Annotated in this window: 12 protein-coding genes; 6 read left to right on the plus strand and 6 right to left on the minus strand. The window is 63.8% G+C overall.

What is annotated here, in order from left to right; all coding sequences use genetic code 11:
- Nucleotides 1–76: 76 nt before the first annotated feature.
- Nucleotides 77–547, plus strand: coding sequence for a hypothetical protein (locus QZ190_RS08735; RefSeq protein WP_291915383.1), 471 nt, complete (start codon nucleotides 77–79; stop codon nucleotides 545–547).
- A gap of 97 nt (nucleotides 548–644) precedes the next feature.
- Here QZ190_RS08735 and QZ190_RS08740 read toward each other — a convergent pair whose 3' ends face one another.
- Nucleotides 645–1553: a DMT family transporter gene (locus QZ190_RS08740; protein ID WP_291915384.1), complete on the minus strand. Its 909-nt coding sequence runs from the start codon at nucleotides 1551–1553 to the stop codon at nucleotides 645–647.
- A gap of 94 nt (nucleotides 1554–1647) precedes the next feature.
- Nucleotides 1648–3513 (minus strand): phosphoenolpyruvate carboxykinase (GTP), encoded by a 1866-nt coding sequence (locus QZ190_RS08745; RefSeq protein WP_291915385.1) that lies wholly within the window; start codon nucleotides 3511–3513, stop codon nucleotides 1648–1650.
- Nucleotides 3514–3734: 221 nt separating this feature from the next.
- On the opposite strand from QZ190_RS08745, the gene modA reads away from it, so the two are divergent.
- The 3 genes from modA to QZ190_RS08760 all read left to right on the plus strand — a co-directional run bounded on the left by modA (nucleotide 3735) and on the right by QZ190_RS08760 (nucleotide 6460).
- Nucleotides 3735–4538: a molybdate ABC transporter substrate-binding protein gene (modA, locus tag QZ190_RS08750; RefSeq protein ID WP_291915386.1), complete on the plus strand. Its 804-nt coding sequence runs from the start codon at nucleotides 3735–3737 to the stop codon at nucleotides 4536–4538.
- 81 nt (nucleotides 4539–4619) lie between these two features.
- Entirely contained in the window at nucleotides 4620–5297 is a 678-nt protein-coding gene (gene modB / locus QZ190_RS08755; RefSeq protein ID WP_291915387.1) for a molybdate ABC transporter permease subunit, read from the plus strand.
- Entirely contained in the window at nucleotides 5297–6460 is a 1164-nt protein-coding gene (locus QZ190_RS08760; protein WP_291915388.1) for an ABC transporter ATP-binding protein, read from the plus strand. Before modB ends, QZ190_RS08760 begins: the two co-directional genes overlap by 1 nt.
- Nucleotides 6461–6531: 71 nt before the next feature.
- Here the strand turns inward: QZ190_RS08760 and QZ190_RS08765 are convergent, their stop codons facing one another.
- Both QZ190_RS08765 and QZ190_RS08770 read right to left on the minus strand, forming a co-directional pair.
- Nucleotides 6532–6666, minus strand: coding sequence for a hypothetical protein (locus tag QZ190_RS08765; RefSeq protein ID WP_255350435.1), 135 nt, complete (start codon nucleotides 6664–6666; stop codon nucleotides 6532–6534).
- An 80-nt stretch (nucleotides 6667–6746) separates the two neighbouring features.
- Nucleotides 6747–7160 carry a PaaI family thioesterase gene (locus QZ190_RS08770; RefSeq protein WP_367114236.1) on the minus strand — a complete coding sequence of 138 codons (414 nt, stop codon included), beginning with the start codon at nucleotides 7158–7160 and terminating at the stop codon, nucleotides 6747–6749.
- Between the two features lie 154 nt (nucleotides 7161–7314).
- Here QZ190_RS08770 and QZ190_RS08775 point away from each other — a divergent pair, with 154 nt between their 5' ends.
- The gene (locus tag QZ190_RS08775) at nucleotides 7315–8553 is read left to right on the plus strand and encodes an FAD-binding oxidoreductase (protein WP_291915389.1); all 1239 of its coding nucleotides are present in this window, start codon (nucleotides 7315–7317) and stop codon (nucleotides 8551–8553) included.
- 131 nt (nucleotides 8554–8684) lie between these two features.
- Nucleotides 8685–9896: an aminotransferase class V-fold PLP-dependent enzyme gene (locus QZ190_RS08780; protein WP_291915390.1), complete on the plus strand. Its 1212-nt coding sequence runs from the start codon at nucleotides 8685–8687 to the stop codon at nucleotides 9894–9896.
- On the opposite strand, the gene QZ190_RS08785 is transcribed toward QZ190_RS08780, so the two are convergent.
- A complete protein-coding gene (locus QZ190_RS08785) occupies nucleotides 9881–10348 on the minus strand; it encodes a DUF3237 domain-containing protein (protein ID WP_291915391.1) in 468 nt (155 codons plus the stop codon). The genes QZ190_RS08780 and QZ190_RS08785 overlap by 16 nt on opposite strands.
- A gap of 57 nt (nucleotides 10349–10405) precedes the next feature.
- Nucleotides 10406–11005 (minus strand): DUF502 domain-containing protein, encoded by a 600-nt coding sequence (locus QZ190_RS08790; RefSeq protein ID WP_291915392.1) that lies wholly within the window; start codon nucleotides 11003–11005, stop codon nucleotides 10406–10408.
- Between the last annotated feature and the right edge of the window lie 42 nt (nucleotides 11006–11047).

Raw genomic sequence — 11047 nt, forward strand, 5'->3', positions numbered from 1 at the left:
AAACCCTATGATTCGCAACATGGTTTTGTTGATTTGGATTGCCAAAGAAAACAAAACCGAATCAAGGGAACACAAAATGAACACCACTGCCAAATCCATCCTGGGCACCATGCCCGCCATCTCTGCGGCCCCCGCAGCCCCCAGCACATCCAGCAAAACCCTCGCGAACCTGTTGCTCGCCGCAGGCGTGGCCGCATTGGTCGTCGGCGTTGATCAGATGATCGACAGCTGGGCCCAATCCCACGTCGTGGCCGCCTGGCTGGCGCTGTGGGCCGTGGCCGTGCTGGCCATTGTGGTGCTGCGAGGCCTGACGCGCCACCTGGCGCAAAACCTGATGACCGGCCTGGACGCCTGGTCGGCCCATGTGGCCCGCAGCCGCGCCGACGAACGTTTGTGGACCATGGCGCAGTCTGACCCGCGCCTGATGAGCGACCTGCAAGTGGCCATGGACCGCGCCAGCGAAACCAAAGGCCCGGTCCGTGACTTGGAAACCCTGATGAACCGCCGCGCCGCCCGATTGGTGCGCGACCGCATGTACTACATCTGAAGTCCTATCCCCGGGGTCCTGCGGTGACCCACACGATCAAAGGCCTCCCTGCGGAGGCCTTTTTTCATGCGCTAGGGGGTGGACCCCGTTGACCGCTTCAAGCCGAAGGGCGAGACGCCAAATAAATGCCGGGCAAGATCAGCGCAGCGCCCATCAAGTGGTGCCAGCCCATGGCTTCACCCAGCACCAGCCAAGCGGCTAGGCCGCCATACAAGGGCCCCAGATACAAACTGGCGGCCACGCGGCTGGCACCCAAGACCTTTTGGCAAAAGCCATAAGCCCAATACGCCCCAATGCCCGGCAACAAACCCGCAGCCACCACCAGCAGCGTGGCCTGCCAAGTCCAGGCGGGTGTGTCGGCTTGAACGAATTCCCAAGCCGCAAAGGGCAGCAACACCAGCATGCCGCCCATGCAAATCGCAGCCAAACGCGCGGTGGAGCCTAGCGGCGTGGGCCACTTCTTTTGCAGCAGGGCATAAGCAGCCCACGACACCATGGCCAGCACGATCCAGCCGTCACCGGCGACCCATTGCACTTGGCCCAAGGCCAGCCACTGGCCTTTGACCACCACATGGAACACGCCCGCCATGGCGATCAGCACACCCACACCCTGGCGCACAGAAAACCGCTCGCCCAGCCACCACACAGCGGCCACGGCGATGAGCACGGGTGAGGCGGCGTAAATGAGCGCTATGTTCATGGCCGAGGTGGTTTGTGCGCCTTGGTAAACCCAAGCCCCACAAATCAACATGCCCAAAGCCCCGAGTACCAAGTAACGCCCCGCATCGCGCAGCGTGCTGTGCCGCTCACGCCACAGTTCGCTGCGCGCAACCAAAGCCAGGATCACCCCCGCCAAAGCCCAGCGTCCCAAAGCCAGCATGTGAGGCTCGGCCACCCCCGGTGCACTGCGTGCCACGATGTAATTGACCGACCACAAGGCGGGTGTGACCCACATCAACCACGAGGCGATGCGGATGCGGGATTCAGGGGTTTGCAGCAAAGACATGGCTCCGATTGTGCAGGCAAGAAAAAACCGCCCCGGTTTGTGGCCGGGGCGGTTGCGAGGCTGAGCGCCTGTTGGGCGCTTGACCTGAAACGGTTTACGCCAGACGCTTTTCCAGCGCGGCCTTGGTGTCGAGCAAGGCCTGGGGCAAGTGGTAGCTCAGCTGTGCAAAGTGTTCGTCGTGCAGCTTGAATTCGGCTTGCCAAGCGGCGGGGTCGATGCTGGTCACGGCTTTGAACTGCTCGGCGCTGAAGTCGATGCCATTCCAGTTGATCTCTGCGTAAGTGGGGGCGATGCCGAACATGGTGGCTTCGCCTTGTGCTTTGCCTTCCAGGCGGTCGATCATCCACTTGAGCACGCGCATGTTGTCGCCGTAGCCGGGCCAGACGAACGAGCCGTCTTCGCCCTTGCGGAACCAGTTCACGCAGTACATGGCGGGCAATTTGTGGCCAGCGGCCTGGGCTTTGGCGCCGGTGTCCAGCCAGTGCTGGAAGTAGTCGCTCATGTTGTAGCCGCAAAACGGCAGCATGGCGAACGGATCGCGGCGCACCACGCCCTGTGCGCCAAAGGCGGCAGCGGTGGTCTCTGAGCCCATGGTCGCGGCCATGTAGACGCCTTCGGTCCAGCTGCGTGCTTCGGTGACCAATGGCACGGTGGTCGAGCGGCGGCCGCCAAACATGAAAGCGTCGATCGGCACGCCTGCAGCGTCGTCCCAAGCGGGGTCGAGTGCGGGGTTGTTGGTCGCGGCCACGGTGAAGCGGGCGTTGGGGTGAGCGGCCTTGGCGCCGGTTTCTTTGGCAATCTGGGGCGTCCAGTCCTTGCCTTGCCAGTCGATCAAATGGTCGGGCAGCTTGCCGGTGTCTTTTTCCATGCCTTCCCACCACACGTCGCCGTCGTCCGTCAGGGCCACGTTGGTGAAAATCACGTCCTTGTGCAGGCTCAGCATGCAGTTGGGGTTGGTCTTCATGTTGGTGCCAGGGGCCACGCCAAAGTAGCCAGCCTCGGGGTTGATGGCGTACATCTTGCCGTCGGTGTGGGGCTTGACCCAGGCGATGTCGTCACCGATGGTGGTGACTTTCCAGCCGTCAAACGCAGCGGGTGGCACCAGCATCGAGAAGTTGGTTTTGCCGCAGGCGCTGGGGAAGGCGGCTGCGACATGGTACTTCTTGCCTTCGGGGTTGGTCACGCCCAAGATGAGCATGTGCTCGGCCAACCAGCCCTGCTCGTGTCCCATGTTGGACGCGATACGCAGCGCAAAGCACTTCTTGCCCAGCAGCGCGTTGCCGCCGTAGCCCGAACCATAAGACCAGATCTCGCGGGTCTCGGGGTAGTGCACGATGTACTTGGTGGTCGGGTTGCAAGGCCAGCTGGTGGTGTCTTTTTGGCCAGCAGCCAAAGGTGCGCCCACGGTGTGCATGCAGGGCACGAACTCGCCGTCGGTGCCCAGCACGTCGTACACGGCTTTGCCCATGCGGGTCATGATTTTCTGGTTCACGACCACGTAGGCGCTGTCGCTGAGTTCGATGCCAATGTGGCTGATGTGTGAGCCCAAGGGGCCCATCGAGAAAGGCACCACGTACATGGTGCGGCCAGCCATGCAGCCGTCAAACAGCGGGTTCAGGGTGGCGCGCATTTGCGCGGGTTCCATCCAGTTGTTGGTGGGGCCGGCGTCTTCTTTTTTGGCCGAGCAGATGTAGGTGCGGTCTTCCACGCGGGCCACGTCCGACGGGTCGGAGCAAGCCAGGTAAGAGTTGGCGCGCTTGGCAGGGTTGAGCTTTTTGAAGGTACCGGCCGCCACCAGTTCGGCGCACAGGCGGTCGTATTCTTCTTGGGAGCCGTCACACCAATAGATGTTGGCGGGCTTGCACAGGGCGGCCATTTCGGCGACCCAGGCAATCAGCTTGGCGTTTTTCACGTAAGTGGGCGTATTGAGGTTCAGGCCCTGCATCACGGGTGAGTTCATGGGAAGTGCTCCAAGTTTAAAAATCGTTTTTTCAAAACCTCTGCGCAGGGGCTTTGAGAAAACGGCTAGGGGGCTGAGATACTGAGGGCTGTGGCCGTTTGAAAACAGTGGCTGTAACCACGCGGTAACCAGCGGGCCTCGATTTTAGGGAGACTGCTTGTTTTGTGCCTGTCAGCTGGGCTGAAAACCTCTTTAAATCTATGCAAAAGAAGCATGACGTTATGCGGGTTGCTGTGGACGCCGATTTCCAGCCTCAGAGGCGTTGCTGGCTGAAGGCGGCTTTGGTGGCGCCCTGGGTCGCCCCTTGGCTGGTACAGGCACAAAGCCCGGCCCGCATCAAGGTCGCCGCCGCCAGCAACCTGAAGTTTGTGCTGGCTGACTTGGTAAACCAATACCGTCAACAAACCGGGGTCCAGGTGGATGTGAATCTGGGCGCGTCGGGCAACTTGGCGCGGCAGATTTTGCAGGGCTTGCCGGTTGAGCAATTCATTTCGGCAGACGAGGTTTGGGTGGCCGAACTGGCCAAAGCCGGGCGCACGGTGGACACGGGTCAGCGCTACGCTACGGGCCGATTGGCGCTGGTTGTGCCTAAAAATTCAGCACTACCGCTGGCCCAAGGTTTGGCTGCGGTGGTGCGCGCCCTGAAGCCCAGTGACAAATTCGCCATCGCCAACCCGGCCCTGGCCCCTTATGGCGTGGCGGCTGTGGAGGCTTTGCAGCACGCAGGCGTTGGACCATTGCCGGCCGCACGCCAGGTGCTGGGCGACAGCATCGGCCAGGCCACCCAGTTTGTGGCCACGGGCGCGGCGCAGGCGGGCATCACCGCGCTGGCGCTGGCGCAGGCCCCTGAAATCGCCCGCAGCTTGCAGGTCTTGCCGCTGCCCGCTGAATTGCACGCGCCTTTGCACCAGCGCATGGTGCTGCTCAAGGGCGCGGGTGCGGCGGCGGCAGACTGGCACCGGTTTTTGCTCAGCCCGACCGCCCAGGCGGTGTTTGTGCGGCACGGTTACGCCTTGCCGCAATAATCGGGCTGCGCGCTGCACGACCCCACGGGTGGGCAGCGCTTCACACTCACCTGCTTTGTCTCTGCCATCACACCCCACACCATGGATTGGTCCGCCCTTCACGTTTCGCTCACTTTGGCGGTTTTGACCACCTTGGCGCTGCTGCCCGTGGGCTTGGCGCTGGCCCGCTGGCTGGCCATCACCGCCTGGGCAGGCCGTCCTGTGGTCGAGGCTTTGCTGCTGCTGCCCCTTTTGCTGCCCCCCACCGTGATCGGGTTTTACTTTTTGGTGGCCTTTGGCCAGGGCAGTGCTTTGGGCGCGTGGCTGGCGGCCTCGGGCATTCGCTTGGTGTTCACCCTCGAAGGCCTGTTGCTGGTGAGCGTGCTGGTCAACCTGCCCTTCATGGTGCAGCCGATTCAACGCGCTTTTGCCGCTGTGCCGCACAGCCTGCGCGAGGCGGCCTGGGTCTCAGGTTTGTCGACCTGGCAGACCTTTTGGCGCATCGAGCTGCCGCTGGCCTGGCCCGGTTTGCTGGCCGGCATGGCGCTCACGGTGGCGCACACGCTGGGCGAGTTTGGCGTGGTGCTCATGGTGGGTGGCAACATCGAGGGCGAGACCCGCACCCTGTCGGTGTCGCTCTACGACAAGGTGCAAGGCATGGATTTGCAGTCGGCCCATGTCATGGCGCTGGCGCTGGTCGGCATCTCCTTGCTGGCGCTGAGCCTGGTGCTGGCGTTTGACCGGGTGGGCCAGCGTGGCCGCGCCCTGCAGGAGCGCTGATGAACGGCCTGCAAGTGCAATTGCGCTCGACCAGCCCGATCCGGCTGGAAGCCGAATTCGACTGCGGTGCGGGCGAGTTGGTGGCGCTCGTCGGCCCGTCGGGCAGCGGCAAGACCAGCATGCTGCGCGCCATCGCGGGCTTGTGGACGCCCGCCGATGTGCAAGGGCACATTCGGGTGGCGGGCCAGGCTTGGCTGGACACGGCGGCGGGCGTGCAGCTCAGCCCGCAAGAGCGCCGAGCTGGATTGGTGTTTCAGCATTACGCGCTGTTTCCGCACATGACGGCGCAGGCCAACGTGGCGCTGGCCGCTGGGCCGGGCTGGTCGGGCGCGGATGTGCAGACATTGCTCGCGCGTTTGGGGCTGGCCACGCTGAGCCAGCGCAGGCCTTCGCAACTGTCGGGCGGTCAGCAGCAGCGCGTGGCGCTGGCGCGGGCGCTGGTGCGGGTCATGCCGACAGCCTCTTTGACCTCAGCCTCTGCTCACTTGCCCGGCGTCTTGTTGCTCGACGAGCCCTTTTCTGCGGTGGACGCACCCACACGCCAGACGCTGTACCGTGAGCTGGCCGCATTGCGCCAAAAGGTGTCGGTGCCCATGGTGTTGGTCACGCACGACTTGGCCGAGGCCCGCCGCTTGGCCGACCGGGTGGTGATTGTGGACGCAGGCCAGTCCCTGCAAACCGGTGAGCCCGCCCGTGTGTTTGCCAGTCCACGCAACGCCCGGGTGGCCGAGTTGGTGGGCATTCAAAACCACTTTGAAGGGCGTTTTTTGAAGGGCGAAGCCGGCTGGGGGCGCTTGTGCTGGACAGATCCCTCGCAGCCAGAAGCCGGACTGGACTTGGCGGTGTTCGACAAAAACAAGATCGACGATGGCACCCGCGTGACTTGGGTGCTGAACGGGGAACAGGTGGACGTGATGGCCGACGGCGAGATGCCCAGCTTGGCAGAGCCGGGCCACACCCGCTTGCGCTGCCAGCTGCTGGAGGTCTTGTCCTTGGGTGAAATCAGCCTGTGCACGCTTCGGTCCGAAGCCCTGCCCAGCCAAACCATCACCCTGAACCTGACCAGCCGACTGCTGCGGCGTCTGCAAGTGGGGGCTGGCGGCTGGGTTCAGCTGCTGATCGCGCCGGGGGCGCTGCACATCATGCCCGTGCGCACAAAATAAAACCCGCAAAGCACGGGCTGTTGCGGGTTGGGCGGGTGCGGCCAGGGCGGCGCACCGGGGGCGGCAAAGCCTCAGGCCATGAACACGGCGATGAAGGCCAGCAGGAAAATCAGCACGGCACCGGCGGCCGGAATGATTACGGGGATGTGCTTGACCACGTTTTCCACGGGATCGTCGGATGTGTGAGCGTCGTTGTGAGCAGACATGTGGAACCTCAAAAAATAATGGGCTTATTGTAGCCAAGCCAGGCTGGCGGGCCGCTGACAGGCAGTTGGCACAACCTGATTCACATCAGGGCATAGGTGGTGCTGGCCCGAAATACGCTTTTGCCGTCATCGGCCCCGGCCAGGTCAATCTCGCCAAAGGCCATGGCCTTGCCCGCCCGCAGCACCCGGGCGGTGATCAGGGCGTCTTGCCCGGACAGAGGCTTCATGAAGCTGCTCGACAGCTGCACCGTGCTGCAGGGTCGAAACTGCCCAAAGTGGTTGATCAGCGCCAGCACCATGGCCGTGTCGGCCGCGGCCATCATGGCCTGCCCGCACAGCATGCCGCCTACGCGCGAGAGTTGATCGCTCTGCGGCAGGCGCAGGGTCACGCTGTCGGCGTCAAAGTGCTCGACCTTCAGGTTCAGCGCCTGCACCCAAGGGGCAAACAGGTCGGACAGGGCTTGCTGCAGGGTGACGGTGGTCATGGGGCTCATGGTGCGAGTTTAAACAAGGGGCCACACCATGGGCTGGTTTGGCCCCTGCAATTCACAGCCGTTGGGGGTATCGGTTCTCTATACTGGACGCAATGAATGCGGCCAACTTCGGGCGCATCAGCGCATCATGGCCACCTGACACTTTCCCAACACCATGGCTTCTTCCATCCTTGTTCTCGGCGCTGGCATGGTCGGCACCTGCACCGCCTTGCATTTGCAGCAGCGGGGCTTCGATGTGGTGCTGGTGGATCGGCGCGCACCGGGCCAGGAGACCTCTTTGGGCAACGCAGGCCTGATCCAGCGCGAGGCGGTCGAGCCCTATGCTTTTCCGCGTGAGCCGGGCTTTTTGCTCAACGCCGCTTTGGGGCGGGGGGCCGAGGTCCACTGGCATGCGCGGGGCCTGTGGCAGATGGCCGGATCGCTTTGGGCGTATTACAAAAACTCGCACCCCCAGCCCCATGCCCGCGCCGCGGAGGGCTACAGCCGCCTGATCGCCCATGCCACCGACGAACACGACCTGTTGATCGCCGCTTCGGGTGCGCAGGATCTGGTGGCGCGTGAAGGTTTCCGATTTGTGTTCCGCACGGCCGAGGCCTTCGACAAGGCGGCGCAGCGGGCCGACCGTTTGCGCACCCGTTTGGGCGTGCGCTCGCAGGCCGAAAACACCGACCAACTGGCGCAGGCCGAGCCCGCCTTGCGCGTGCCATTGGCGGGGGCCTTGCATTGGCTGGACTCTTGGGCGGTGAACGATCCCGGCGCTTTGGTGCAGCGTTATGCCGAGTTGTTTGTCGCCCGCGGCGGACGCTTGTTGACCGGCGATGCCGCCAGCTTGCAGCAGCAAGGCGCGGGCTGGTCGGTGCAGACCACAGAAGGCCGTGTGGACGCCCAGCAGGCGTTGCTGGCGCTGGGGCCCTGGGCCGATGACCTGATCCGCACGCTGGGTTACCGGTTCCCGCTGTTCATCAAGCGCGGTTACCACCAGCATTACCAGGCACCGGTCCAGCTGCGCCAGCCGGTGCTGGACGCCGAACGCGGTTATGTGCTGGCCCCCATGCAACGCGGCCTGCGCCTGACCACAGGCGCTGAATTTGCGCCCATCGATGCCCCGCCCACCCCGGTGCAACTGGCCAAGGCCCAAGCGCTGGCGCGTGAACTGGTGGACCTGGGCCAGCCTTTGCCCGAGCCGCCCTGGCTGGGCGCACGCCCCTGCACCGCCGACATGCTGCCCGTGATGGGGCCTGCGCCACGCCACAAGGGCCTGTGGTTCAACTTCGGCCACGCGCACCAGGGCTTCACGCTGGGGCCGGTGGCCGGGCGGCTGCTGGCCGAGATGGTCAGCGCTGAGGCCCCTTTGCTGGACCCGGCACCGTATCGGCCAGCGCGGTTTGCTTGAAATGCCGTTGCGGGCACTGGCGTTGACCCGCGCCTGTTTTGTCTAAAGTCTGGTGCTATCGCGCAGGACACAGCGGTGCGCCACGGGTCGTTTTAAACTGAAATCTTGTTTCACCGACTCGCAGGCATGGCATGAACCGTTTTTCACCGTCCACTCCCCGAATCCCCGGCATCCGTTTTGTGCATTCGCCGGGACCGACCCATGTGCCCGACGAGGTCATGCACGCCATGCAGCGGCCCATGACCGATCTGACCGACCCCCGGGTGGGGGCCATGATCGCCGAATGTGAAAGCGGTATGAAGCGTCTGCTGCACAGCCCAAACTCCGATGTGTTTCTGTTTGCGAGCAACGGCCACGGGATGTGGGAGTCGGCAGCGGCCAACCTGGCGTCGCCGCAGCACACCTTGCTGCTGGCCGGTTCGGGCCATTTTTCAGACCAGTGGGCGATCCAGATCGAGGGGCTGGGCATCGCTTTGCAGCGCACGCCCTGCCAAGAGGGCCATCCCTTTGACGTGGCCGCGATCGAGCAAGCCCTGCGCGAAGACAAAGACCACCGCATCAGCGCGGTGATGGTGGTGCACACCGACACCGCCAGCGGCGTGACCAGCGACCTGGCGGCGGTGCGCCGCGCCATCGACGCGGCGGCGCATCCGGCGCTGTATGTGGTCGACGTGGTGGCCTCGCTGGCCGCCAGCCCGTTTGACATGGACGCCTTGGGCGTGGACGTGGCCCTGGGCAGCTCGCAAAAGGGCCTGATGATGCCGCCCGGTCTGGGCTTTGTGGCCGTGAATGCCCAAGCCATGGCCTGGTCAGCGCAGCACGCTGACCCCCGTTTTTACTGGGACTGGCAACGCCGCCAGTCCACCAATCAGTCGGCCAAGTTTTGCGGCACGCCCCCGCTGGCCCACATCGCTGGCTTGGAAACCGCCATCGCCTTGCTCGAAGCCGAGGGCTTGCCAAACGTGTGGGCACGGCACCAGCGCCTGGCGGGCGCGGTACACGCGGCGGTCGAGCGCTGGGCGGTGCCGGGGGCCATGCGCTTTCATGCCCGCTTGCCCGAGACGCGCTCAGCCTCGGTCACGGCCATCGAGGTGGCACCCGGCATCGACCCCGAAGCCCTGCGCACCGTGGCCCGTGAGCGTTTTCAGGTGGCCATGGCGGGCGGCTTGGGGCCATTGGCGGGCCGGGTGTTTCGCATTGGCCACTTGGGCGACATGAACGAGCCCATGATTTTGGGAGCCCTGGCCGGCATTGAGGCGGCCATGACGGTGCAAAAGATTCCTTTTGGCACCGATGGTGTCGCGGCGGCGGTGGCCTTTTTGGCTGCTCAAAGCACCCGATAAAAACTCAGATACACCCCATCGGGAGCACGCCGGCCGGTGCCGATGAACTGGCTTTCGCTCAGCCAAGCCCATTGCGGCGCGGTGGCTTCGAGTTTGGGTTGGCAGCGGAAATAGATTTCGTCGGGGTTGACCGGCTGGCCGTTCATGATGCGCAGGGAGTTCTCCAGTGAAGCCACACGCAGCGCGGTGTTTTGCACAAACACGCGGCTGCCGTCGTCCAGTTCCATCACGTAACGCGCGTCCAGGTGTGCCTGCGTGCCGCCGCCCAAAATCAGCTGAAAGTCGGCCCCGCCCGCCATCACTTTGCCGTTCAAGCGGGGTCCCGTCACGGTGCCCCCCGTGATCGGGATCATGCGGCGCAGGCCCGCGGGCGTGTGGCCGACTTCCACAGGAGGCGCGATGGTCACGGCCAGGTCGCAAACATGCTCAAGTGCGGGTGGGGGCAAGGTCATGGCAGATCTTCCAAACAAGGCAAATGCGCAGTTTAAAGCGCAGCGCCTGGCAAGCTGTCACGCGGGATCGGACGGATTTTTCGTGCTGCCCATCCAGGCCGTCAGAGATGAGCGCATGGCTTCTTCCACCGACATGTCCAGCACCTGCACCCATTCGCGTGGCACAAACACGGTGTAGCCGCCGATCATGTAGCCCATGGGCAGGTAGACCGCCACGTTTTGGCGGGTCTGCGCATCCAGCGGCAGCTCGCTCAGGTTCTGGCGCGTGACCAGGCCGATGATGGACAGCTCGCTGTCCGGTTTTTTCAACAGCACCACCTGCTGCGCATCGCGCTCGTGCGGTGAAAAGTAATCGGCAAAACTTTTGAGCGAAGAGTAGATGCTTTTGACCAGCGGCAAGTTGGTGAAGGGCAGCTCCACCCAACTGAGCATGCGGGTCATGAAGGGCTGCGAGACCAGAAAACCCAACACCAGAATCAGCGCCGTGCCCAGCACGATGCCCAGACCCGGCAGATAGAAGTCGCCCGTGAAAGGGCGCAACACGCGCATGGCCGAACCCTCGACCCAGATGACAAACAGGTAGAGCACATAAACGGTCAGACCGACAGGCAAAAAGCTGATCAGACCGCGAAAAAAATAGGCGTAAAGGCGTTTCATGCGACCAATTGTGACTGTGCGGCAAAGGGCTGGGAGGGATGG

The sequence above is a fragment of the Limnohabitans sp. genome (genome assembly GCF_017848645.1).
Lineage (GTDB): Bacteria > Pseudomonadota > Gammaproteobacteria > Burkholderiales > Burkholderiaceae_C > Limnohabitans_A.

Coding starts and splice junctions, on each gene's coding strand:
- QZ190_RS08735 (WP_291915383.1), top strand. CDS start 77: ATGAACACCACTGCCAAATCCATCCTGGGCACCATGCCCGCCATCTCT.
- QZ190_RS08740 (WP_291915384.1), bottom strand. CDS start 1,553: ATGTCTTTGCTGCAAACCCCTGAATCCCGCATCCGCATCGCCTCGTGG.
- QZ190_RS08745 (WP_291915385.1), bottom strand. CDS start 3,513: ATGAACTCACCCGTGATGCAGGGCCTGAACCTCAATACGCCCACTTAC.
- modA (WP_291915386.1), top strand. CDS start 3,735: ATGCGGGTTGCTGTGGACGCCGATTTCCAGCCTCAGAGGCGTTGCTGG.
- modB (WP_291915387.1), top strand. CDS start 4,620: ATGGATTGGTCCGCCCTTCACGTTTCGCTCACTTTGGCGGTTTTGACC.
- QZ190_RS08760 (WP_291915388.1), top strand. CDS start 5,297: ATGAACGGCCTGCAAGTGCAATTGCGCTCGACCAGCCCGATCCGGCTG.
- QZ190_RS08765 (WP_255350435.1), bottom strand. CDS start 6,666: ATGTCTGCTCACAACGACGCTCACACATCCGACGATCCCGTGGAAAAC.
- QZ190_RS08770 (WP_367114236.1), bottom strand. CDS start 7,160: ATGAGCCCCATGACCACCGTCACCCTGCAGCAAGCCCTGTCCGACCTG.
- QZ190_RS08775 (WP_291915389.1), top strand. CDS start 7,315: ATGGCTTCTTCCATCCTTGTTCTCGGCGCTGGCATGGTCGGCACCTGC.
- QZ190_RS08780 (WP_291915390.1), top strand. CDS start 8,685: ATGAACCGTTTTTCACCGTCCACTCCCCGAATCCCCGGCATCCGTTTT.
- QZ190_RS08785 (WP_291915391.1), bottom strand. CDS start 10,348: ATGACCTTGCCCCCACCCGCACTTGAGCATGTTTGCGACCTGGCCGTG.
- QZ190_RS08790 (WP_291915392.1), bottom strand. CDS start 11,005: ATGAAACGCCTTTACGCCTATTTTTTTCGCGGTCTGATCAGCTTTTTG.